Here is a 23,204-nt window from a genome sequence, read left to right on the forward strand (position 1 = left end):
GGCGTATGCCGTCAGGCGAGGTAGTCGTCGACGAGCCGGCTCGCGAGGGCCGTGTAGGTCTGCGGCGTCAGGGCCACGAAGCGGGCCTCGACGTCGGCGGGCAGCCTCAGCCCGCGGACGAACTCGCGGAGGTCGTCACCGTCGATGCGGCGGCCGCGGGTCAGCTCCTTGAGCCGCTCGTAGGGCTCCTCCATGCCCGGAACCCCCTGTGCGCCAAGGGCCCTCATCGCCGACTGGATGGGCTCGCCGAGCACCTCCCAGTTGGCCTCGAGGTCGGCTGCCATGCGCTCCGGCACGGCGTCGAGACCGGCGAGGCCGCGGCCGACGTTGTCGAGCGCGAGCATCGAGTGACCGAAGGCCGTGCCGATGTTGCGCTGCATGCTCGAGTCGGTGAGGTCGCGCTGGAGGCGGCTCTGCACGAGCGTGCCGCCGAGCACGTCGAGCAGGGCGTTGCTCACCTCGAGGTTGGCCTCGGCGTTCTCGAAGCGGATCGGGTTGACCTTGTGCGGCATCGTCGAGCTGCCGACCGTGCCCTGGCCGCGCACCTGCGCGAAGTAGCCCATCGAGATGTAGGTCCACACGTCGGTACAGAGGTTGTGCAGGATGCGGTTGAAGCGCGCGACGTCGGCGTAGAGCTCGGCCTGCCAGTCGTGGCTCTCGATCTGCGTCGTCAGCGGGTTCCACGTGAGGCCCAGTCCCTCGACGAAGGCGCGCGACACCGCGGGCCAGTCGACGTCGGGCAGCGCGAGCGCGTGCGCACCGAACGTGCCGGTCGCGCCGTTGAACTTGCCGAGGTACTCCTGCCCCTCGATGCGGCGCAGCTGCCGGCCGAGGCGGTGCGCGAGGACGGCGAGCTCCTTGCCCATCGTCGTCGGGGTCGCGGGCTGGCCGTGGGTGTGGGCGAGCAGCGGCACGTCCTTGAGCTCGCGCGCCAGGTCGGAGACCTGCGCGACGAGGGCCTGCGCCCGGGGCAGCCACACCTGCTCGACGGCGCCCTTGACCATGAGGGCGTAGGAGAGGTTGTTGATGTCCTCGCTCGTGCAGCCGAAGTGGATCAGCTCGGCGAGACCCTTGTCCTCGTCGGCCGGGGCGATCGCCGTGAGGCGCTTCTTGAGGAAGTACTCGACGGCCTTGACGTCGTGGACGGTGACCCGCTCGATCTCGCCGAGCTCGGCGACCTCGTCGGTGCCGAAGTCGTCGACGACGGCTCGCAGCGCAGCGATCTCGTCGTCGGTGAGCTGCCGCACGCCCGGCACGACGCCGTGGCTCGTCTGGTGGATGAGCCACTCGATCTCGACGTGCACGCGCTGCCGGTTGAGCGCCGCCTCCGACAGGTGGTCGACGAGGGGCGCGACGGCGCCGCGGTAGCGACCGTCGAGCGCCCCGAGCGCGATGGGCGGGGTTGCGTCAGCGAGCGAAGCCATGCCGCCATCCTCCCAGAGCGCGGGGAGTGGTTCGTATGCCGTCCGGCGCGGTCGGTGGGTGCCGCGCGGTCCGGGCCCAGCGGCATACGCCCTCGGTCCGCGGGGACCTCAGTCGGTGGTGCGCTGCTCGGGGAGCTGCATGACGGAGAACGTCTCGCCCTGGGGGCCCGCGACGAGCGCCATCCGGCCGTAGGGGGTGTCGAAGGGCGGTTGCATGACGGTGCCGCCGAGGGCCGTGAGCCGGTCGGCCGCCGCGTCGGCGTCGGCGACCGCGAAGTAGGCCATCCAGTGCGACGGCACGTCGGCCGGTGCCGCGTCCGGGATGGCGCCGATGCCGCCGACGGGCTTGTCGCCGTCAAGCGTTGCGACGGAGTACCGGAAGCCGCCCTCGCCGATCTCCTGCAGGCGGTAGCCGAAGACGTCGGAGTAGAAGGCCTTGCTCGCCTCGTAGCTGCGGCTCATCGACTCGGCCCAGCAGAGGGACCCGGGCTCGTCGACGAGGTCGGTGCCCGTGTGCTCCTTGGCCTGCCACAGGCCGTAGGCGGCCCCGGCCGGGTCGGCGCCGACGGCGAGGCGACCCACCTGCAGGACGTCCATCGGCCCGAGGAAGAAGACGCCGCCCGCCGCCCGGGCGCGCTCCGCCGCGGCGTCGACGTCGTCGGTCGCGAGGTAGACCGTCCACGCGCTGACCTGGCCCGGGTCGTCCGGGTTCTTGGCCATGGCGCCCGCGACGACGTGGCCGTCCTTGCGGGCCATGACGTAGCCGCCGGCCTCGGGCGGGAGGTCTTCGAAGGTCCAGCCGAAGAGGCTGCCGTAGAAGTCGCGGGCACGGTCGAGGTCGTCGACCATGACGTCGGCCCAGCACGGCGTTCCGGGTGCGAAGGACTCCTCGTGGACGGGCACGGGTGGCTCCTGGTGTGTTGGTGTCGTGATCAGTCGAGGTCGGGGACGAGGAGCGAGAACACTTCTCCCTCAGGGCCGCTCAGCACCGCACCCATACCGTAGGGCCCGTCGAACGGGCCCTGGAGCAGCGTCGCGCCGAGGTCGAGCGCACGCGCCAGGCCCGGCACGACGTTGCGCGTCGCGAAGGACGCCACCCAGTGCGGCGGGATCTCGGCCGGCCACTCGCCGTCGATCTCCGCGAGGCCGTAGGCCGGGTTGCCGTCGCCGGTGTGCGCCGTCGCCCAGCGTGGGCCGCCGGCTTCGGTCTCGTCGGTGAACTCGTGGCCGAAGACGCCGAACTGAAAGTTCTGCACCATCTCGTAGTCGCGGGTGAGCAGCTCGTTCCACGTGAGCGACCCGGGCTCGTCGAGGATGCCGCTGCCCGGCAGGTCACCGGGCTCCCAGACGCCGAAGTACGAGCCGCCGGGGTCGACGGCGATGAGGGTGCGGGACAGGGCGCCGATGGAGACGGGCCGTCCGAGGGTGCGTCCGCCGTAGGCGTGGATGGCTCGCGCCGCGACGTCGATGTCGCCGACGCGGAGGTAGGTCGTCCACTGGCTGGGGATCGCCGCCGTTTCGGGCTTGCGGCTGATGCCGGCGACGGGGTGGCCGTCGAGGAGCGCCATCGTGTAGCCGCCGGTCGCGGGGTCGCCGGCCAGCCAGCGCCAGCCGAAGAGCTCGCTGTAGAACGTCTGGGCGCGGGGGACGTCGCTGACGAGCAGGTCGACCCAGCACGGGGAACCATAGGGATAGTCGGGCACAGTCAGATTCAGGTCTCGCATCGGGTCAGGGCTGCTCCGTGTCGCGCTGGGAGTGTGCGCGTCCGGCCAGCCGGCCGTCCAGCTGGTCCCTGACGTGGTGAAGGATGCCATGACAGGCCGCCTCCACCTCTGCGAAACACCGGGCGAAGTGCTCGGGACCGCCGTACCAGGGGTCCCCGGTCTCGAGGGTGCCGGCGGCGACGGCCTCCGGGTCGAACTCGCGCACGAGCCGGATCTTGCTGCGGTTGTGCGGGGTACGGGCGAGCCGCTGCAACGTGCGCACGTGTCCCTCGTCCGAGGCGAGGACGAGGTCGAGGTCGTCGAACTCGTCGGGGTCGAACTCTCGGGCCCGGTGCCGTGAGCCGTCGTAGCCGTGCTCGGCGAGGACCTCGACGGTGCGCGGGTCGGCGTGCTCGCCGACGTGCCAGTCGCCGGTGCCGCTCGAGCTGACCCGGACGTCCTCGGCGATGCCGGCGTCGTCGACGAGGCGCTGGAGGATCACGTGACCCATGGGAGACCTGCAGATGTTGCCGCTGCACACGAAGGTGACGTGGAGTGGGCGAGACGACATGGTGCCCATTGAACACCGCGGATCGGGCCCCGAGGCCCGAAGCGCGGTCACACCTCGTCACGGTGTCGCCGAGCGGGTGGCGGAGGCCTTCGCGTGGCCGGTTCTGGGGTTGGCTGTGTGGCCAGTGGGGCTGTCGGTGGCTGGTGGGACGGTGTGACCATGACGACGACCGCGCACCCGTCCGGCGTGGGGGCCAGTGCCCCCGAGGCCCTCGAGTCCTGCTTCGCCGCCTGCGTCGCCGCCGGCGACCTCGACGGCATCGTGGAGTTGTATGCCGCCGACGCCGTCGTGAGCCTTCCGCGCGGTCGCGAGGCGGCGGGCTCCACCGCCATCCGCTCGGCGTTCGCTGCCGCATTGGCTGCGGGCGTCCTCGGTCCGGTCGGTGAGCCGGCGCAGGCGGTGTCGGCCCGCGCCGTCGTGACCGGCGGGCTCGCGATGACGACGTCGACCACGCCCGACGGCACGGTGCGCACCCAGGTGGCCCGCCGCACCGTCGACGGACGCTGGGTGTGGGTGCGCGACGGCTCGCGACTGCGCGACGTCGAGGCCTGCCTCCCCGCGCCGTCGGGCGACCTGGCGGTGGCGTAGTTTCACTCTGTGACCGATGCACCCCCAGGCTCTGAGGCGCCCGCCCCGGCCGCTCGTCGGTCGCACTTCGTCGACCTGACGCCGCTGCGGGTCAGCCCGCCCTTCGCCCGGCTCTGGTTCGGTAACACGCTCGCCGGCATCGGCACGTTCGTCACCAACACCGCGGTCGGCCTGCACATCTACGACCTGACGCGCTCGACCTTCATGGTCTCGCTCGTCGCGTGGTTCTCCCTGCTGCCGATGATCCTCGCCGGGCTCTACGGCGGTGCCATCGCCGACCGCTTCGACCGGCGCGCGGTGGCCCTGTCCGCCTCGACGGTGGCGTGGGCCTCGACCGTGGTCCTCGCGACGATCGTCTGGCTCGGGGCCGAGCAGGTCTGGATGTTCTACGTCATCACCACGGTCAACGCCGTCGCCGCGACGATCGCCTCGGCCACGCGACAGGCGATCACGCCGCGACTGCTGCCCAAGGAGCAGCTGCCCAAGGCCGCAGCGCTGCTCGGCATCTCCGCGGGGATCATGGTGACGGTCGGCCCGGGCATCGCCGGCGTGCTCGTCGCGCGGGCCGGCTACGCGTGGACCTACACCGTCGACGTCATCCTCTTCTTCGCCGGCTTCTTCGGGCTGTGGACCCTGCCGCGCATCCGGCCCGAGGGGGAGCGGCCGACCACCGGTGGCTTCCGTTCGGTCGTCGACGGGCTCGCGCACCTGCGGCGCGCGCCCAACGTCCGGATGAGCTTCATCGTCGACATCATCGCGATGACGTTCGGCCAGCCGATGGTGCTCTTCCCCGCCGTCGGCGCGATCGTCATCGGGGGCGGGTCGGTCACGGCCGGCATCCTGCTCGCGTCGTTCGCCGTCGGCGGGATCCTCTCGAGCCTCGGGTCCGGGCGCGTGACGGGCCTGCGCTGGCAGGGCCTCGCGATCCGCAACGCGATCGTCTCCTACGGCCTCGCCATCCTCGGGTTCGGCGTCGTCATCGCCGTCACCGAGCTCGGCGGGCACGCGGTGCAGTCGATGGACTTCGGCGACGCCAACCGGTGGGCGCTCGCGCTCGCGGCCCTCTGCCTCGCCGTGGCCGGCGGGTCCGACAACATCAGCGCCATCTTCCGCCAGTCGATCCTCCAGGCTGCCGTTCCGGACTACCTGCGCGGTCGCACCCAGGGCGTCTTCACGGTCGTCGTCACGGGCGGACCGCGCCTCGGGCAGATGTTCGCCGGGACGCTCGCGACCCTGACGGCGACGTGGGTGCCGTCCGTCGTCGGCGGTGTCCTCGTCGTCGTGCTCGTCGTCGCCTCCGTCGCGCGGGTGTCGTCCTTCCGCCACTACGACGCCCTCGACCCCCAACCCTGACCCACCCCACCCCACCCCACCCCGCACTCGAGTGAGCGCTCCGTCCCACTCGAGTGAGCGCTCCGTCACACGATCGTGGGACCGGTGTGACGGCCTACTCACTCGACTGTGGTTGGGCGCTCACTCGAGTGGGGGGCTGGGCAGGGGTCAGGCGTCGGGGTAGCCGGTGGGGTTGGCGCTCTGCCAGCGCCACTGGTCGACGCACATGTCCTCGATGGTCCGCTCCGCGCGCCAGCCGAGCTCGGCGTGGGCGCGGGACGGGTCGGCGARCGACTCGGGCAGGTCACCGGCACGGCGGCCGACGACCTCGTAGGGCAGCTCGTGGCCGACCGCCTGCTCGAAGGCGTGCAGCACCTCGAGGACGCTCGTGCCGTGACCCGTGCCGAGGTTCCACGTCGAGACCGGGTCGTCGACCTGGCCCAGCTTGGCCAGCGCCGCGAGGTGGCCGGCGGCGAGGTCCTCGACGTGGATGTAGTCGCGCAGCGGCGTGCCGTCGGGGGTCGGGTAGTCGTCACCGAAGACGAGCAGCTTCTCGCGTCGGCCGACCGCGACCTGGGCGATGAACGGCATGAGGTTGTTGGGGATGCCCTGCGGGTCCTCGCCGATGGTGCCGCTCGCGTGCGCGCCGACCGGGTTGAAGTAGCGCAACAGGGCGATCCGCAGCGACGGGTCGGCCGCGGCGACGTCGCGCAGGATCTGCTCGATCATCACCTTGGTCCAGCCGTAGGGGTTGGTTGCCGCGGTCGACATCTCCTCGGTGAGCGGCGGGCTGTTGTGGCCGTAGACCGTGGCCGAGCTGCTGAAGACGAGCTTCGTCACGCCGTGGCGACGCATCGCGCGCACGAGCGAGAAGGTCGAGACGAGGTTGTTCTCGTAGTACTCGAGCGGCAGCTCGACGCTCTCGCCGACGGCCTTGAGCCCGGCGAAGTGGATGACCGCGTCGATCTTCTCGTTGGCGAAGAGGTGCTCGGTCTTGTCGTGGTCGCGCAGGTCGAACGACCGCACGTCGAGGTGGGTGCCGGTCAGGGCCTCGAGACGGTTGACGACCGTCGGCTTGCTGTTGCCGAAGTTGTCGACGATGAGCACCTCGTGCCCCGCCGCGACGAGCTGGACCACCGTGTGCGAGCCGATGTAGCCGGCTCCGCCGCTGACGAGTACGCGCATGGCGCCACCCTATCGAGGCGCCCCCGGGCGTCGGCAGGCCCTCAGACGAGCGTGAGCTCGGCGATCGCGCCGAGGTAGAGCGCGAGCGGCGTCGCGATGAGAACGGCCGACACGGCATACATCATCACCGCGACGGCGGGGATCGGCAGGCCGGCGATCCGCTCGGCATCGAGCAGCCCGATGCGTGCGGTGGCCACGCGCGTGCTGTCGGCCATCGCCATGGCGCCGGCCGGCTTGGGGCCGCCGGCCATGGCGACGATGGCGCGCCCGGTGCTGACGGCCCCGGCGTGACGGACGGCGGCGCGGTCGGCGAGGACCTCGATGAGCAGGTGCACCTCGCGCAGGGCGTCGTCGCAGCGCAGGAAGCCGGGCATGGCCTCGTGGACGACGGTGAAGAACTCCATGACGAGGTCGTGGCGGGCGCCGAGGTGGGCGCGCTCATGGGCGAGGACCGCCGACAGCTCGTCGGGACCGAGCCGGTCGAGGGTGCCCTGCGTCAGGACGACGCGACGACGGACCCCCGGGACGCAGTAGGCCGTCGGGGTCGTGTGCTCGAGGACGCGCATGTGCCGGTCCGCGCCCTCGCCGGGGACCCCGAGCAGGTCGACGAGGTCGCGGTGGCGACGGCGCGCCGCGCGCAGGTTGCGCCCGACCCGGTCGCCCGAGAGGAGCAGCCGCACGGCGACGACCCCGCTGAGCGCGGCGGCCACGGCAAGCGTCACCCAGTGCTCCGAGAGCCGCACCTGCCGGCCGACGAGCAGCGGGATCGCCGCGGGCGCCGCGAGCAGCGCGGCGAGCACGGCGGCGACGGCGGTCGACTGCCACAGCACGAGCGCAGCCCGGGGCGCGCGGCGCAGCGACGTCGCCCGGGCCAGGACGCGCGGCACCGGCCACGCGAGCAGGACCGCGAGGACGACGAGGGACGCGACGACGAGCACAGTCAGGTGGTGCGGCGGGCCGCAGAGTGGGTCATCGGTCGGTCAGCGCCTCGCGCCGTCGGGGCGCCGCGCCTCGAGCTCGGCGAGCGCGGCCTTGAGCTCGTCGATCTCCTCCGGGGTGGACTCGTCGAGGAAGTGGAGCAGCGCGGTGCGTCGCTTGTCGCCGGCGAGCTCGCCGAGCGTGTGGTGCAGCGACTCCGACGTCAGCTCGGCGCGGGTCGACGCGGCGGTGTAGCGCCAGGCGCGGCCGTCGCGCTCGCGGTGGACGAGGTCCTTCTTCGCCATCCGGTCGAGGACCGTCATGAGCGTCGTGTAGGCGAGCCCGCGCTCGACACCGATCGCGTCGTGGACCTCACGGACGGTGCGCCCCTCGGGGTGGGCGTCCGCGGTGGTCCAGAGCTCTTCCATGACGACACGCTCGAGGTCGCCGAGACGGTTGCGGGGTGTGCTGGGCATGGCGTTCCAATCTACCGACGGGGTGGGTCGGCTTCGTGCGTGCGGTCGCCCGAGTGGGGGACCGGGTCTGCGGTGGTCGGGGACATCGTCCCCGACGGCGGGCGGCGCACCTCGAGGACACGGTCGAACAGGTCGGCCCCGTCGTCGCGGTGGGTCACCATGATGATCGTCTGCGCAGGCGCGTCCGTGCCCGCCACCCCTGTCGTACCCGGTGCGCTGCCGAGTCGCGTCAGGTCCTCGACGACGGCGCGGGCCGTGGGCGGGTCGAGGTGGGCGACCGGCTCGTCGAGGAGGACGACGGGGCGGCCGCTGACGTGCGCCCGGGCGATGCCGAGGCGGGCCCGCTCGCCGCCGGAGAGCCCGCGGCCGGTGGACCCGAGCGTCGTGTCGAGGCCGTCGGGCAGACCCTCGAGGAGGGTCGTGAGGCCGGCGGCGCGGAGGGCGCGCTCCACGTCGGCGTCGCCCGCGTCGGGCCGGGCCAGCGTCAGGTTGTTGCGCAGGCTCGTGGCGAAGACGTGGGTCTCGTCGTCGACGACGGCGATGCGCGCGCGGGTCTCCTCGAGGGGCTGGCGGAGCACGTCGGTCCCGCCGAGCCGGTAGGTCCCGCCCGACGGGTCGAGGTGGCGAGCGAGCACGGCCAGCAGGGTCGACTTGCCGCTGCCGTTGGGTCCGGTGACCGCGATGCGACTGCCGGCGGGCACGTCGAGGTCGGTCGGGCCGAGATCGGTGCGCTCGCCCGTCCACGAGGCGGTGAGTGCCCGCGTCGTGACGCCACTGCGTGCGTATGCCGTGTGGTCGGGCCGGGTGCCCGACGTGTCGTCGAGCGCGGGGCCGGGCTCGGCGGCTGCGTGGCGGGGCTCCGCGGCGACGGCCGGGGCGAGGTCGAGCAGGGCGTCAATGCGGCGCTCGCTGCCGCGGGCCCGGGCGAGGGCGCGCATGGCGTCGACGAGGGGGGTGATCGCCTCGGAGACGGCGACGGGTGTGAGCACGAGGAGTGCCTTGACCGGCGTCGACACGGCGAGGTCCTGGGCGATGACCGCCGTGGCAGCGACCGCCGCGCCGACGGCGACGAGGAAGAGTGAGGCGGCGGCCGCCCGACCGGCACTGATGCGTCGGGTGACGCGGTCGAGGGCGCTGTGGGCCTCGTCGAGCCAGCCGAGCGCCGTCGCCCAGCCGCCGACGGCACGCAGCTCGCCCGACTGGCTCGCCATGAGCTCGCTGACGCGGGTCACCTCGGCGCGGGCCGCGAGCAGCTCCGGCAGGGAGCGGGACTCGAGGCGGGTCGCGAGCAGGCTGATGAGGCAGACGGCGACGCCGAGCCCGAGCATGACGAGGCCGACGGGTCGGGACAGCACGAGGGTGAGCGCGATGGCGATGCCGCCCGCGACGGCTGTCGAGATGACCGGCACGGTGACCCGCACCTGCGCGTCGACGACGTCGGTGAGGTCGTCGACGACCCCGGTCAGCACGTCGGAGCGGCGGCGTCGCCCGAGCCGGGCGGGCGTGAGTGGCACGAGTGCCTCGTAGGCGGAGGTCCGTCGCTCGGCGAGCATCTCGAGCGCGGCGTCGTGGCTCGTCAGGCGCTCCCAGTAGCGGAAGACGGGTCGCGCCATGCCGAAGGCGCGCACCATGACGATGGCGGTGAGGAGGGTGAGGATGACCGGCTGCTGTGACGCCCGGACGATGAGCCAGCCCGAGGTCGCGGTCAGGGCCATGCCCGACGCCGTGGCGATGCCGCCGAGCAGGCCGCCGCGCACGGTGCCGGCCGAGGGCCACCAGACCCGCCGCCGCCGCGAACCGGCGGTTCGAGGTGATGCCGGCACCGACGTGGGGTGCGCGATCACCTCGAAGCGGGCGTCAGGAGAGGACGCGGTGCTCATCGGTCGCCCTCCTCTCCCGCGGTTCGAGGTGATGTCGACAGCGACGTCGCCTCCGGGATCACCTCGACCGAGGAGGCGTCTGCGGCGGCGAGGACGAGGTGGTGGTCGGCGTGCGCGAGCAGCTCGTCGCGGTGCGTGACAGCGACGACGACACGGCGCTCGGCGAGCTCGGCGACGAGGGCGGCGACGTGCTCGGCGCCCTCGGGGTCGAGGTGCGCGGTCGGCTCGTCGAGGAGCAGCAGCGTCTCGGGGGCGAGCCAGGCGCGGGCCAGGGCCAGCCGCTGGCGCTGGCCGGCGGACAGGCCGAAGCCGTCGTCGCCGAGGTCGGCGGACAGCCCACCGGGGAGCGCCGCGACGACACCCTCGACACCGACGGCGCGCAGGGCCTCCCAGAGCTGGTCGTCGGTGGCCGGGTGGCCGATCGTCAGCGCCTGGCGCACCGACCCGGTCGAGAGGAACGGCCGCTGTGTCACGTAGTGCGACGGAGGAGCCTCGACGGTTCCGGCCCCGGGGCGGCGCAGACCGGCGAGCAGGTCGAGCAGCGTCGACTTGCCGACGCCGGACGGCCCGGTCACGACGGTGAGGCCTGGACCCGCCACGAGGTCGAGGTCACGGACGACGGGAGCCGGCGACCCGGCATACGCGTACGTGAGGCCGGCGAGGCGCACCTCCCCGACCCGCCCGGACTCCGGCACCACCCCACCGAACGCGGCGTTCGGTCGCGAACGCGCTGTTCTATCAGTGAGTTCGGCACCGAACGCGGCGTTCGGTGCGGGGGTCGAGGGGGACCCGACTGCGGCGGGGGTGGGGTCGAGCTGGCCGAGGATCGCGTCGAGGGCGACGGCTCCGTCGGCGGCCGCGTGGTACTCCGCCCCGACCCGACGCACCGGCCAGTACGCCTCCGGCGCCAGGAGGATCGCGACGAGTCCCGCGCCGAGCGCCATCGAGCCGTGCGAGAGGCGCAGGCCCACGGTGACGGCGACGATGGCGACGGAGATCGTCGCGAGCAGCTCGAGGGCCGCGGACGACAGGAACGCGATGCGCAGGGTCTCCATCGTGGCGCGCCGGTGCCGGTCGCTGACCTCGCGCACGGTCATGGCCTGGCGGTGGGCCCGGCCGTAGGTGACGAGCGTCGGCAGGCCGCGGACGACGTCGAGGAAGTGGCCGGAGAGCGAGGCGAGGGCGGCCCAGCGGCGTTCCGTCGACTCGGCCGTGGCCTTGCCGATGAGTGCCGCGAAGACGGGCAGGAGCGGCAGCGTCAGCGCGACGACGAGCGCACTCGGCCAGTCGACGACGACAAGCGTCGCGATGGCGAGGACCGGCACGACGGCTGCGGTCACGAGCGTCGGGAGGAAGCGGGCGGCGTACGGCTCCACGGCCGCCGTGCCCCCGGTCGCGAGCGAGACGGCGGCGCCCGGCTCGAGCCGCGCGTCGGCGTCGACGGTGCCCCAGCGGCGCAGCAGGGCCGCCCGCAGCGCCGACGAGACGGAGACGCCCGCCCAGGCGGCGACCCGCTCCGTCGTCGCAGCGAGGAAGGCCCGCGCGACGAAGAGCCCGAGCAGCCAGGTGAGGGGCGACGCGAGGTCGGTCCCCTCGACGACCGCGACGACGACCGCCGACAGCGCGAAGGCCGTGGCGATCGTCGTGACACCGCTCGCGATGCCGGTCGCGGCGAGGACGCCGACGGGCCTCCGGGCGGCAGGGACCGCCCGGAGGAGTCGTGGGTCGAAGGGCTTCACGGAGTGTGTGCTCTCTCGTCGGGTCGACGGGTGGGGTCGTGTGGCTCAGACGGTCAGCGGGAGACGGTCTCGCGCGGTGCGTCCTCGGGAATGTGCTTGACCGTCAGGCGCTTCCGGAAGACCCAGTACGTCCAGCCCTGGTACATCAGCACGATCGGGGTGAAGATCAGTGCGACGATCGTCATGACCTTGAGCGTGTAGTCGGTGCTCGAGGCGTTGGCGATGGTGAGGTTCCAGTCCGGGTTGGTCGAGCTCGGCATGACGTTCGGGAAGAGCACGAGGAAGTACGTCGCGACCGCCATGGCGATGGTGACGGCCGTGCCGATGAAGGCCCACCCCTCACGACCCGCGCGGTTGGCCGCGAGGGCGCCGAGGAGCGCAACTGCAGCGACCACCGTGGTGACCCACGAGGCGAGCTTGCCGTCGGTCAGGCCGAGCCAGAGGAGCAGGGCGACCGCGAGCACGGCGGCGACGACCCCGACGCGCTCGGCGACCTGGCGTGCCTCGTGACGGATCATCCCGTCGGTCTTGAGGGCGACGAAGATCGCGCCGTGCGTGAGGAAGAGCGTCACGAAGACGAGCCCGCCGAGGAGGCCGGCCGGGTTGAGCAGCGTGAAGAGGTTGCCGGTGAACTCCTTGTTCGCGTCGATCGGCACACCGCGCACGATGTTGGTCAGCGCGACGCCCCAGAGGAGCGCGGGCACGAGCGAGCCCCAGAAGATCGCCAGGTCCCAGCGGGCCTTCCACCGGGCCTCGGGCCGCTTGTGGCGGTACTCGAAGCCGAGGTTGCGCACGATGAGGGCGACGAGGATGAGAAGCAGCGGCAGGTAGAAGCCGCTGAACAGCGTGGCGTACCAGTGCGGGAACGCCGCGAAGGTGGCGCCACCGGCGGTGAGCACCCACACCTCGTTGCCGTCCCAGACCGGGCCGATGGTGTTGAGCAGGACGCGGCGGCGCTTCTCGGCGTCGGCGGCGTCGGACGCGTAGCGCTTGCCGCCGAGGACGGGCAGCAGCATGCCGACGCCGAAGTCGAAGCCCTCGAGGACGAGGTAGCCCGTCCAGAGCACGCCGAGGACGATGAACCAGAAGGTGGCGAGATCCATTGCAGCTCAGCCCTTCTCAGTAGGCGAAGACGAGGGGTGCGTCCTCGTCCCGGTCGGCGGGGTCCTGCGGCTCCTCGAAGGGCTCGGCCCCCTTGCGGACGTAGTGCAGGAAGAGCTTGATCTCGACGACGGCGAGGGCGCCGTAGAGGAGCGTGAAGACGACCATCGACGTGATGACCTCGCCCATCGAGACGCTCGGGGAGACGCCGTTGGCCGTCGTCATGAGGCCGAAGACGAGCCAGGGCTGGCGGCCGACCTCGGTGAAGATCCAGCCGAAGCTGTTGGCGAAGACGGGAAGGAGCGGAGCGGCCACGGCGGCATACGCGAGCCACCTGGCGGTCGGGGTGCGCCCCTTGCGCGTCAGCCAGAGCACGGCGATCGCGATGAGTGCCGTGGCGATCCCGAGACCGATCATGAGACGGAACGTCCAGTAAGTGGTCGGGATGTTGGGGACGAAGGCGGTGGCGACGTCGGCGACCCGGGGGTTGCCGCTCGCGCCGTAGGTCTTGGCGTACTCGGCCTTGAGGTCGTTGATCCCGCGGACCGCGCCCTGGAAGTTGCCGGTCGCGAGGAAGCTGAGCAGGCCGGGGATCTCGATGATCGCGTTGGCGTGCGACCCGTCGAGCGAGCCGACCGTCAGCACCGAGAAGGGCGCCCCCTCGCCCGCGGGAACGGACTCGTAGAGCGCCTCGGCGGCGGCCATCTTCATCGGTTGCACCTCGGTCATGATCTTGCCCTGCACGTCGCCGGTGATGGTGACGCCGACGGCGGCGACGAGCGTCAGGACCGCGCCGATGCGCGTGGCCGTGCGGTACATCGGCGCGTCGGTGCGGGCCACGTCCTGCGCGTCGTCGGCGGCCGCCTTGGCCTCACGGCGCATGAGCCAGAGCGAGACGCCCATGACGACCCCGGCGCCGGCCATGTAGGCGGCGAAGATGACGTGCGGGAAGGTGACGAGCTGGACCTTGTTGGTCAGCACCGCGAAGAAGTCGGTCAGCTCGGCGCGGCCGCTGGCGGCGTTGTAGGTGTAGCCGACCGGGTGCTGCATGAAGGAGTTGGCGGCGAGGATGAAGTACGCCGACAGCACCGTGCCGATGTGGACGAGCCACATCGTCGTGGCGTGCAGCTTCTCGGGCAGGCGCCCCCAGCCGAAGATCCACAGGCCGAGGAAGGTCGACTCGAGGAAGAAGGCGAGCAGGGCCTCGATGGCGAGCGGCGCGCCGAAGATGTCACCGACGAAGCGCGAGTAGTCGCTCCAGTTCATCCCGAACTGGAACTCCTGCACGATGCCGGTAACGAGACCGAGCGCAAAGTTGATGAGGAAGAGCTTGCCGAAGAACTTCGCCAGCCTCATCCACTGCGGGTTGTGCGTGCGCACCCAGGCGGTGTGGAAGACGGCGACGATGAGGGACATGCCGATCGTGATCGGCACGAAGAGGAAGTGGTACACGGTGGTGATGGCGAACTGCCACCGTGCCAGGTCCGTTGCATCCATGGGGGCTCCGCGAGGGTCGCACCAGAACTACATGACGTAGTAGATGCTAGCGGGTGCGATTGCCGACGTCGGCCAGCCTGTCGGGGGATGGGCGTGACCCCGCTCACCCTGACCTCGGCGTATTGACTCGCTTTGTATCAATGAGTTAAATGATTGCGACAAAGTCGGGGTGAAGGGGATGGGCATGGATGCTCGCGTGATCACGTGGTACCTCGGGCCGGTGGTGCTGCTGGCGCTGGTCGTCAACCTCGCGCGGTGGCTCGGCGCACGCCGGCTCGACGCCTTCGCCGCGCGGGCCCGTCGCCGGGCCGCGCTGGGCTCCGTCGTCGGCGCACTCCTTGCGTATGCCGTCGCCCAGGCCGGCGTCGACCGGTCCGTCGCGTCGTCGTCGGGGGAGGGCGCGACCGGCCACCCGGGCGTACCGGCGCTCGCGGCCGTCGTCGGCATCATCGTCGCGGCGGTGGCCGAGCGCTGGGCGCCCCCCCGGCCGACATCCGGCCCTCGCCGCGAGGCCGCCCTGGACATCCGCCGTGGCACCGAGTCGGTGCGCCTGACCGGCTACTACGTCGCGGGGCTCGTGCTCTGTGCCGTGGGGCTGCTCGTCGGGTGGCTGACGTCGGCCCCCGGGGGTCGCCTCGGCATGCGTGAGTGGAAGGGCGTCGTCGTCACGACCACGAGCGCCTACCCCGGCCGCGACTACACGCTGGGGACGGTCGGTGCCCTCGCCCTGCTGGCCGTCGCCACGTGGCTCGCCCTGCGCGTCGCCGACGCCCGTCCGGCCCATGTCGACGACCCCGACCTCGACCGGGCCCTTCGGCTCGGGGCGCGCGTGCGGGTGCTGCGCTGGTCGGCCGCCGGGTCCCTCGTCACGGCAGCCGGGCTCTGTCTCACCATCGGCCCGCAGCTCAACGACGTGACCCAGCGGCTGCGCGGCGCCGTGAGCGGCACGGGACTTCCGCCCGCGCCCGTCGCGCCCGTCGACTGGACCCAGAACCTCGCCTTCTCGCTGACGCTTCTCGGCTTCGTCGCCCTGGTCGCCGCGCTCTTCTGCCTGCTCTGGGACGCGCCTGCCGTGCCGAGCTCGCGTGCGGCGAACCATCCTGCAGCGTCAGCGGTCTCGACGTCGGGTGGGGGCTCCCGATGAGCGACGACCTGCGCATCGTCGTCGACCTCGAGGTCGCCGAGCCCCCCTTCGAGCAGGTCCGTGCCCAGCTGGCCGGCCTCATCGCGACGGGTCGCTTGCTGCCGGGCGACCGACTTCCGACCGTGCGGGCCCTCGCCGCAGACCTCGGCCTGGCCGCCAACACCGTGGCGCGCGCCTTCAAGGAGCTCGAGGCGGCGGGCCTCGTCGAGACGCGTCGTCGGGCCGGAACCGTCGTGGCGTCCGGAGAGCACACGGCCGACGTCGCCGTCATGGCGCTCGCGGCGAAGTTCGCGGCGGCTGCCCGCGACGCGGGGCTCGACGCCGCGGCAGCGGTCGACCTCGTCCGCGCGGCGCTCAAGGCACAGACCGGCTGAGCGGTCGTATGCCGTGTCGCCCGGTCAGGCGTGCCGGGCGGGTTGGGTGCCGAGCGGGCTCTGGGCGTCCTTGGCCGAGAGCTGGATCGGCCGACGCAGCGGGTGCAGCAGACGGGCCGCCGTGATCCGGTGCGAGCGGTTGCGCGGGACTGGACGGGCCGATGCCGGTGCCGGCGCGGCAGCCGGTCGGCTGGTCTGCACGGCCCAGGCTCCGGCCATGCGTGCTGCGTGCGGAGGGATTCCCATGACGTGCTCCTCGTGACCTCTGGCGGCGCGAGGCCATCGAGGCCTCGACGGTCAGAGAGGCGCCGCGCGTCGGTGATACGTCAGGCGGCGCACGGACGGTGGTCAAGAGGTAGCGTTCAGGCGTCATCTGCAGGGAGATGGGCAAGGGATGTCGATACGTGAATCGCGACGCAGGGTGACCCGGAGCTGCCTCCGGCACGTGGGCGTGGCCGTCGCGGCAGCCCTCGTGGCCGGGGCGACCTCGGCGTGCACGGATGCGGATGCGCCGACCCCGCTGCCCACGGTCGAGGGTCCGTCGTTCACGACGCTTCCCGAGGGCGGTGGCACGGTGACGGTGGATCGGCTCGAGCCTCCCGCGCAGTCGCCTGCCGATGTGACCCGCCTGCTCGTCAGCAATGCGGACGGCCTTTTCTGGAGTGGTACGTCGGAGCCGGGCCGGGCCTCACCCGCGCAGGCCGGTCAGCGTTACCGGCTCAAAGGGCGGTGCCTGCCGGCCACCACCGGGGGCACGCTCGTCGTCGACGTGCTCGGTCCGGGTGAGGGAGGCGCCGCCGGTGCGCCGTCGCGGCCGATGTCGGGTCCGCGCGTCGCGACGCTCACCGTCCCGTGCGACGGGACCGAGGTGCGGCTCGACCTCCGAAGCCTGCCCGCCGGGTCGGGCGAGCTCATGGTCACCGAGGCCACGAGCCAGGTCGCGACGGGCTGGATCGTGCTGACCCGCAGCTCCTGACCCTCCTCCCACACCGGCCACACGGCGACTGGACCCGGCCGCGCGAGGCGGCGGGACGGCATACGTTCTCGGCGCGCGCGGCGGCGTTACCGCTGGTAACTTCGCCGGAATCAGGAGACGCACACTCCTCGGGGAGGCTTCGATGACGAAGCGCTGGTTCCGGACCATCCGACGACCCCTCGCCGCCGCGGCGGCCGCTGCCGTGGCCGGGTCGGCAGGGCTGAGCACGGCCGCCGCCACGGGAGACCCGTACACGCCGGTCAACCCGCAGAGTCCCGACTCGCGGGTCGATGTCACGGGGCCGCCCTTCAGCGGCACGCAGCCCGACGGGACGGTGCGCGGCTACGTCGACGCGCACACCCACCTCATGTCCGACGTCGGCTTCGGCGGCAACATCGTCTGCGGAGCGACCTTCAGCCCCAACGGGATCGCCGACGCCCTCAAGGACTGTGACAACCACTACCCCAACGGGCAGACCGCGCTCATCGAGAACCTCACGAACAAGGCCGGCGGCAACCCGCTCGCCACCCACGACCCGGTGGGGTGGCCGACCTTCGCCGACTGGCCGAAATGGAGCAGCCTCACCCACCAGCAGATGTACTACACGTGGGTCGAGCGAGCCTGGCGCGGCGGCCAGCGGATCATGGTGGCCGACGCCGTCAACAGCAACGTCCTGTGCAGCCTGCCGACTCAGGTCAACCGCTACTCGTGCGACGACATGGACACGGTGCGCCGACAGATCGCCGAGACGAAGAAGCTCGAGGCGTTCGTCGACCAGCAGTACGGCGGCACCGGCAAGGGCTGGTTCCGGATCGCCTACTCCGCCGACGAGGCCCGCACCTACGTCGCCCAGGGCAAGCTCGCCGTCATCCTCGGCGTCGAGGTGAGCAACCCCTTCGGCTGCAAGCTCACCCTCGGTGTCCCCGGCTGCACCAAGGCGCAGATCGACGCCGGGCTGACCGAGCTGCACGGGCTCGGGGTGCGTTCGATGTTCCTCTGCCACAAGTTCGACAACGCCCTGTGCGGCGTGCGCTTCGACGAGGGCACGCAGGGCGTCATCGTCAACCTCGGCAACTTCCTCAACACCGGTCAGTGGTGGCAGGTGCAGACGTGCACGGGTGAGCTGCACGACCACACCGTCGCCAACGGCGTCATCCCCAAGGAGCTCGCGCCGTACCTGCCGCTCGGACTCGTCCTGCCGATCTACCCCGAGGGTCCGCACTGCAACCCGCGCGGGCTCTCCTCGCTGGGGGAGTACGCCCTCGCGGGGATGATGCAGCGCGGCATGGTCGTCGAGGTCGACCACATGAGCGTCAAGGCGGCCTCGCGCACGCTCGACCTGCTCGAGGCTGCGCACTACCCCGGCGTCGTGTCGTCGCACTCGTGGATGGACACCCACTTCACCGAGCGCCTCTACCGCCTGGGCGGGTTCGTCACGCAGTACGGCCACGACGCCGACGAGTTCGTCGACACGATGCACACCGACGAGGCACTGCGCGCCAAGTACCACGTCGGCTACGGCTTCGGCATGGACATGAACGGCTTCGGGGGCACACCGGCGCCGCGACCGGGATCGAGCGTCACCTACCCCTTCACGACTCTGGGAGGCGCATCCGCCGACCGCCAGGTCACCGGCCAGCGCACCTGGGACTACAACGTCGACGGCGTCCCCCACTACGGACTCATCCCCGACTGGGTCGAGGACATGCGGCGGATCGGTGGACAGCAGGTCGTCGACGAGCTGGCGATGGGCGCCGAGTCCTACCTCCGGACCGCCGAGGCCGCCCAGACCTGGACGCCGCCGCCCGACCTCGCGGCGGGGCGGCCGGCCACGGCTAGCAGCTACCAGCGGGACCTCTTCGCCGACTTCCGTGCGCCCCGTGCCGTCGACGGCCGGCGTGACACCCGATGGGCGAGCGCCCGGAGCGACAACCAGTGGTGGCGCGTCGACCTCGGCTCGACCCGACAGGTCGGTCGCGTCGTCCTCGACTGGGAGTCGGCCTACGCCCGCGACTACCGCGTCGAGGTCTCGACCGACGGGTCCACCTGGACGACCGTCGCGAGCCGCACCGGCGCGGACGGTGGCCTCGACGCGCTCGCGTTCACCCCGACGACCGCCCGCTACGTCCGCGTCCTCGGCACGAAGCGCGCGACGTCGTACGGCTACTCGTTGTGGGAGGTCGGCGTCCAGGCCACCTGAGCGACCGTCGGAGTGGGCGACCGCCCGTCAGCCGACGAGGTCGACGTCCCAGCGTTCGCCGTCGCGCAGTCCCGGTGTCGTCCACGCCGGGTCGGGCCGCCACCGGGTCCACGCGTCATCGAAGGGCCAGTCACGGGCAGCGAACGAGGCACGGGCGTGCTCCGCGTTGTGCCGGATGGCGTCCGCCTGATCGGGCGTCCCGCGTCCCTGCTCGACGGCGGCCTCGAGCTCGTCGGCGTCCTTGACGTTGACGGTGCCGTCCGCCTCGACCCAGAGGTCGAGCACGTGGTCGCCGGTGAACGTGTCGTGCCCCCCGCGTCGATGGGCCGTCTCGAGGTTGACGTACCAGCCGCCGAACTCCCAGCGGTCGTATGCCGCCGGGTCGGTCGGGTCGATCGAGGCGCCGTCGTCGTCGGCCACGTCCCAGAAGAGCCAGACCGACCACGGGAGCCCGGCCGGGGCGATCCGGAGGATGCCGGCGCCGTGCCACCGGGTGCGCGCCTGCACCCGCTGGGCGTCCCGGAGGAACCGCTCGCCCATCGGCACGTCGCGCAGGTCCGAGCCGTCGGCGTGCCGCTTCGTCAGGTGCACGGTGCCGGGCGCGAGCCAGGCCACGAGACCCCGCTCGTCGTCGCGGACGACCCGCATCGGGGACGCCGTCTCGGGACGGCCCGGCTCCCACGCGTGGTCGCGGTAGCGCCACATGACGACCTCACCGGGGTCGAGGAAGGGGGCGACGCCGAGCGGGCGGGCACCCTCGGGCGCCGACACGGCATACGGCTCGAGCACGGGTCCGGTGCGGCGCGCGTTTCATGCCTTGGGCCGCTCGTCGACGATGCGTCGGGCCTTGCCGATCGAGCGCTCGATCGAGCCGGGTTCGCGCATCTCGACGCGGCACGTCGTGCCGATGCGGGCCTTGATCGTCGCCTCGAGCGTCCGGGCGATCTGCTCGGCGGCACCCGGCTCGAGCCGCGAGAGCGGCTCGACGAGCACGGTCAGCTCGACCATCCGGCCGGGCTGCGTCAGGACGCACTGGAAGTACGGCGACAGCCGCGGCTCGGCGAGCACGTGCTCCTCGATCTGCGTCGGGAAGACGTTGACGCCGCGGACGATCATCATGTCGTCGGTGCGACCGGTGACCTTCTCCATCCTCCGCATCGACGGGACCGCGGTGCCCGGCAGCAGCCGCGTCAGGTCGCGGGTGCGGTAGCGGATGACGGGCATCGCCTGCTTCGTCAGCGACGTGAAGACGAGCTCGCCGAGCTCACCGTCGGGCAGGACCTCCTCGGTGATCGGGTCGATGACCTCGGGGTAGAAGTGGTCCTCCCAGATGTGGAGGCCGTCCTTCGTCGTCGCGGCCTCCTGGGCGACGCCGGGCCCCATGACCTCCGAGAGGCCGTAGATGTCGACGGCGTCCATGCCGGTGCGTCGCTCGATCTCCCGGCGCATCGACTCGGTCCACGGCTCGGCACCGAAGATCCCGACCTGCAGGCTCGTCGTCGCGGGGTCGACGCCTTCGCGCTCCATCTCGTCGAGCAGGCTGAGGAAGTAGCTCGGCGTCACCATGATGACGCGGGGCCGGAAGTCGCGGATCAGCTGCACCTGCCGCTCGGTCATGCCGCCGCTCACCGGCACGACCGTTGCGCCGAGACGCTCGACGCCGTAGTGCGCGCCGAGGCCCCCGGTGAAGAGGCCGTAGCCGTAGGCGACGTGGATGACGTCGCCCGGGTGACCGCCGGCGAGCCGGATCGAGCGGGCCATGAGGTCGGCCCACGTGTCGATGTCGGCCTTCGTGTAGCCCACGACCGTCGGACGGCCGGTGGTGCCCGAGCTCGCGTGCACGCGGACGACCTGCTCGCGCGGCACGGCGAACATCCCGAAGGGGTAGTTGGCGCGCAGGTCCGCCTTCGTCGTGAACGGCATCCGGCTCAGGTCGTCGAGCGAGCGCAGGTCGTCGGGGTGGAATCCCTTGGCGTCGAAGGCTGCTCGGTAGTGCGGGACGTGGTCGTATGCCGTCCGCACCGTCTGCTGGAGCCGCTCGAGCTGGGTGCCCCGCAGCTCGTCGACCCCGATCGTGGGGATCTCGTGGTCCGGCAGGCGCGGTCGGCTCTCGGGTGACTCCGTCGTCATGGGCCCATTGTGCCCACACCGTCCGGCCGAGGCTCCTCGCCCACGACGTCGAGTGGGCGCTGTCTCCGGAGAGAGAGCGCCCACTCGACGTGCACGGGGACGGTCAGGCGTCCGGCGTCTCCAGGGACTCCGCGTCGGCGGCGGCCTCGTCGTCCTCGGCGCGCATGCGCTTGAGGAACGACTGCGTCCGCTCGTGCTGCGGGTTGCTGATGACGTCCTTCGGCTTGCCCTGCTCGACGACGACGCCACCGTCCATGAAGACGACGTGGTCGGCGACGTCGCGGGCGAAGCCCATCTCGTGCGTCACGACGATCATCGTCATGCCCTGGTCGGCGAGCTCGCGCATGACGCGGAGCACCTCGCCGACGAGCTCGGGGTCGAGCGCGGACGTCGGCTCGTCGAAGAGCATGAGCTTGGGGTCCATCGCGAGCGCCCGGGCGATGGCGACCCGCTGCTGCTGGCCACCGGAGAGCTGTGCCGGGTAGGCGTTCGGCTTGTCGCCGAGGCCGACCTGCTCGAGCAGCTCGAGCGCGCGTGCCCGCGCCTGCTTCTTGCCGACCCGCCGCACCTGGACGGGAGCCTCCATGACGTTCTGGAGAGCCGTCATGTGCGGGAACAGGTTGAAGCGCTGGAAGACCATGCCGATCTCACGGCGCTGCGTGGCGACCTGCTTGTCCGTGAGGTGGTGCAGCTGCCCGCCGTCGTCGCGGAAGCCGACGAGGTCGCCGTCGACCCAGATGCGACCGCCGTCGATCTCCTCGAGCTGGTTGATGCAGCGCAGGAACGTCGTCTTGCCCGATCCCGAGGGGCCGAGCAGGCAGACGACCTCGCCGCGGTGCACATCGAGGTCGATGCCCTTGAGCACCTCGTTGCCGTGGAAGCTCTTGAGCACGTTGAGCGCGCGGACGAGGGGCTGGTCCTCGCCGGTGCGCGAGCGAGTGGCGGTCCCGGTGGCGGTCCCGGTGGCGGGCCCGCTCGTGGGCTCGCTCGTGGGCTCGCTGGTCGTGGTGTCTGACATCAGGCGCCTCCTGCCCCGGCCGGACGCGCGAAGCGCTTGTTGGGTGCCCCGGTGCCGAAGCCTCGGCCGAAGCGCCGCTCGAGGAAGTACTGCCCGACCATGAGGACCGACCCGACGAGGAGGTACCAGGCGGTGACGGCGACGAACGACGGCATGATCTGCAGCGTCCGGGTGCCGATGGCGCGGGTCTGGTAGAAGAGCTCGGTGATGATCGGGATGGCCGAGAGCAGCGAGGTGTCCTTGACCATGGCGATGGTCTCGTTGCCCGTCGGCGGCACGATGACGCGCATCGCCTGGGGGAGCACGATGCGGCGCATGGACTGGCCACGGTTCATGCCGAGCGCGGCCGCCGCCTCGTTCTGACCCTTGTCGACCGACAGGATGCCGGCCCGTGCGATCTCGGCCATGTAGGCCGCCTCCGACAGGCCGAGGCCGATGATGCCCGCCAGCAGGCTGCTCGAGAACTGGTTGACGTCGAGCGTGAAGAACGTGAAGTCGCTCGAGAGCCCCATGAGGGAGGCCAGCTGCTTGCCGAACGGGATGCCGAAGTCGAGGTTGGCGTAGAGGAAGCCGACGCCGCTGCCGATCATCGCGAGGAGCACGAGGCGCGGGATGCCGCGGAAGAACCACGTGTAGACGAAGGAGACGCCGCGCAGGACGGGGTTGTGCGACAGGCGCAGGATCGCGATGATCACGCCTCCGACGATGCCGATGGCCATCGAGCCGATGGTGCCGACGATGGTGCCCTTCCAGAGCCCTTCGAGCACCGGCTTCTGGTTCATGATCTCCAGGGCCTTGGAGAATCCCCACCGCTCGTTGGTGATGAACGAGCTGATCAGCATCGCGACGAGGACGATGATGACGGCGAGCGCGATCCATCGTCCGGGGTGCCGGACCGGCCGGGCCTCGATGAGGCCCGGCCGGTCGTCGGTGGTCGGTGTGGTCACC

At 71.8% G+C, this 23,204-nt stretch carries 22 protein-coding genes; 6 read left to right on the forward strand and 16 right to left on the reverse strand.

Annotation, left to right across the window (positions count from 1 at the left end; translation table 11 throughout):
• Window positions 1–11 precede the first annotated feature (11 nt).
• The 4 genes from purB to AB4Y83_RS11775 form a co-directional block, all read right to left on the reverse strand.
• On the reverse strand, window positions 12–1,424 hold the full coding sequence (purB, locus tag AB4Y83_RS11760; protein WP_442296984.1) for an adenylosuccinate lyase: 1,413 nt from the start codon (window positions 1,422–1,424) through the stop codon (window positions 12–14).
• Window positions 1,425–1,532: 108 nt separating this feature from the next.
• A complete protein-coding gene (locus tag AB4Y83_RS11765) occupies window positions 1,533–2,327 on the reverse strand; it encodes a VOC family protein (RefSeq protein ID WP_442274286.1) in 795 nt (264 codons plus the stop codon).
• A gap of 29 nt (window positions 2,328–2,356) precedes the next feature.
• Entirely contained in the window at window positions 2,357–3,127 is a 771-nt protein-coding gene (locus AB4Y83_RS11770) for a VOC family protein (protein WP_082619625.1), read from the reverse strand.
• Window positions 3,128–3,152: 25 nt separating this feature from the next.
• The gene (locus AB4Y83_RS11775) at window positions 3,153–3,698 is read right to left on the reverse strand and encodes a low molecular weight protein-tyrosine-phosphatase (protein ID WP_442274288.1); all 546 of its coding nucleotides are present in this window, start codon (window positions 3,696–3,698) and stop codon (window positions 3,153–3,155) included.
• A 159-nt stretch (window positions 3,699–3,857) separates the two neighbouring features.
• Here AB4Y83_RS11775 and AB4Y83_RS11780 point away from each other — a divergent pair, with 159 nt between their 5' ends.
• Window positions 3,858–4,286 (forward strand): YybH family protein, encoded by a 429-nt coding sequence (locus tag AB4Y83_RS11780; protein ID WP_442296985.1) that lies wholly within the window; start codon window positions 3,858–3,860, stop codon window positions 4,284–4,286.
• Between the two features lie 9 nt (window positions 4,287–4,295).
• The gene (locus AB4Y83_RS11785) at window positions 4,296–5,639 is read left to right on the forward strand and encodes an MFS transporter (RefSeq protein ID WP_442296986.1); all 1,344 of its coding nucleotides are present in this window, start codon (window positions 4,296–4,298) and stop codon (window positions 5,637–5,639) included.
• 147 nt (window positions 5,640–5,786) lie between these two features.
• Here the strand turns inward: AB4Y83_RS11785 and galE are convergent, their stop codons facing one another.
• From galE to AB4Y83_RS11820, 7 genes are read right to left on the reverse strand one after another with little or no spacing between them, the layout of a single operon-like run.
• Window positions 5,787–6,803 carry a UDP-glucose 4-epimerase GalE gene (gene galE, locus AB4Y83_RS11790; RefSeq protein WP_442296987.1) on the reverse strand — a complete coding sequence of 339 codons (1,017 nt, stop codon included), beginning with the start codon at window positions 6,801–6,803 and terminating at the stop codon, window positions 5,787–5,789.
• 41 nt (window positions 6,804–6,844) lie between these two features.
• Entirely contained in the window at window positions 6,845–7,741 is an 897-nt protein-coding gene (locus AB4Y83_RS11795; RefSeq protein WP_442296988.1) for a M56 family metallopeptidase, read from the reverse strand.
• A 42-nt stretch (window positions 7,742–7,783) separates the two neighbouring features.
• The gene (locus AB4Y83_RS11800; RefSeq protein ID WP_442274293.1) at window positions 7,784–8,197 is read right to left on the reverse strand and encodes a BlaI/MecI/CopY family transcriptional regulator; all 414 of its coding nucleotides are present in this window, start codon (window positions 8,195–8,197) and stop codon (window positions 7,784–7,786) included.
• Between the two features lie 11 nt (window positions 8,198–8,208).
• Complete coding sequence (gene cydC / locus AB4Y83_RS11805) at window positions 8,209–10,077, reverse strand: thiol reductant ABC exporter subunit CydC (RefSeq protein ID WP_442296989.1); 1,869 nt, start codon at window positions 10,075–10,077, stop codon at window positions 8,209–8,211.
• Window positions 10,074–11,816 (reverse strand): thiol reductant ABC exporter subunit CydD, encoded by a 1,743-nt coding sequence (gene cydD, locus AB4Y83_RS11810; RefSeq protein WP_442296990.1) that lies wholly within the window; start codon window positions 11,814–11,816, stop codon window positions 10,074–10,076. The genes cydC and cydD overlap by 4 nt, the downstream gene beginning before the upstream one ends.
• A 53-nt stretch (window positions 11,817–11,869) precedes the next feature.
• Window positions 11,870–12,919 (reverse strand): cytochrome d ubiquinol oxidase subunit II, encoded by a 1,050-nt coding sequence (cydB, locus tag AB4Y83_RS11815; RefSeq protein WP_442296991.1) that lies wholly within the window; start codon window positions 12,917–12,919, stop codon window positions 11,870–11,872.
• A gap of 16 nt (window positions 12,920–12,935) precedes the next feature.
• Window positions 12,936–14,414 carry a cytochrome ubiquinol oxidase subunit I gene (locus AB4Y83_RS11820; protein ID WP_056826086.1) on the reverse strand — a complete coding sequence of 493 codons (1,479 nt, stop codon included), beginning with the start codon at window positions 14,412–14,414 and terminating at the stop codon, window positions 12,936–12,938.
• Window positions 14,415–14,598: 184 nt separating this feature from the next.
• On the opposite strand from AB4Y83_RS11820, the gene AB4Y83_RS11825 reads away from it, so the two are divergent.
• The gene (locus tag AB4Y83_RS11825) at window positions 14,599–15,558 is read left to right on the forward strand and encodes a hypothetical protein (protein WP_442296992.1); all 960 of its coding nucleotides are present in this window, start codon (window positions 14,599–14,601) and stop codon (window positions 15,556–15,558) included.
• Window positions 15,555–15,932, forward strand: coding sequence for a GntR family transcriptional regulator (locus tag AB4Y83_RS11830; protein ID WP_020143761.1), 378 nt, complete (start codon window positions 15,555–15,557; stop codon window positions 15,930–15,932). The genes AB4Y83_RS11825 and AB4Y83_RS11830 overlap by 4 nt, the downstream gene beginning before the upstream one ends.
• A gap of 24 nt (window positions 15,933–15,956) precedes the next feature.
• Here AB4Y83_RS11830 and AB4Y83_RS11835 read toward each other — a convergent pair whose 3' ends face one another.
• A complete protein-coding gene (locus tag AB4Y83_RS11835; RefSeq protein ID WP_442296993.1) occupies window positions 15,957–16,178 on the reverse strand; it encodes a hypothetical protein in 222 nt (73 codons plus the stop codon).
• A gap of 199 nt (window positions 16,179–16,377) precedes the next feature.
• On the opposite strand from AB4Y83_RS11835, the gene AB4Y83_RS11840 reads away from it, so the two are divergent.
• Together AB4Y83_RS11840 and AB4Y83_RS11845 are read left to right on the forward strand one after the other, a co-directional pair.
• Window positions 16,378–16,908, forward strand: coding sequence for a hypothetical protein (locus AB4Y83_RS11840; protein WP_442296994.1), 531 nt, complete (start codon window positions 16,378–16,380; stop codon window positions 16,906–16,908).
• Between the two features lie 142 nt (window positions 16,909–17,050).
• A complete protein-coding gene (locus AB4Y83_RS11845; protein WP_442296995.1) occupies window positions 17,051–19,108 on the forward strand; it encodes a galactose-binding domain-containing protein in 2,058 nt (685 codons plus the stop codon).
• Window positions 19,109–19,135: 27 nt separating this feature from the next.
• Here AB4Y83_RS11845 and AB4Y83_RS11850 read toward each other — a convergent pair whose 3' ends face one another.
• The 4 genes from AB4Y83_RS11850 to AB4Y83_RS11865 form a co-directional block, all read right to left on the reverse strand.
• A complete protein-coding gene (locus tag AB4Y83_RS11850; RefSeq protein WP_442296996.1) occupies window positions 19,136–19,897 on the reverse strand; it encodes a DUF402 domain-containing protein in 762 nt (253 codons plus the stop codon).
• Window positions 19,898–19,918: 21 nt separating this feature from the next.
• On the reverse strand, window positions 19,919–21,238 hold the full coding sequence (paaK, locus tag AB4Y83_RS11855) for a phenylacetate--CoA ligase PaaK (protein WP_442274302.1): 1,320 nt from the start codon (window positions 21,236–21,238) through the stop codon (window positions 19,919–19,921).
• A gap of 103 nt (window positions 21,239–21,341) precedes the next feature.
• Entirely contained in the window at window positions 21,342–22,256 is a 915-nt protein-coding gene (locus AB4Y83_RS11860) for an amino acid ABC transporter ATP-binding protein (protein WP_442296997.1), read from the reverse strand.
• Entirely contained in the window at window positions 22,256–23,203 is a 948-nt protein-coding gene (locus AB4Y83_RS11865; RefSeq protein ID WP_442274304.1) for an amino acid ABC transporter permease, read from the reverse strand. The genes AB4Y83_RS11860 and AB4Y83_RS11865 overlap by 1 nt, the downstream gene beginning before the upstream one ends.
• Between the last annotated feature and the right edge of the window lies 1 nt (window position 23,204).

This window comes from Terrabacter sp. RAF57 (genome assembly GCF_052113925.1).
GTDB lineage: Bacteria > Actinomycetota > Actinomycetes > Actinomycetales > Dermatophilaceae > Terrabacter.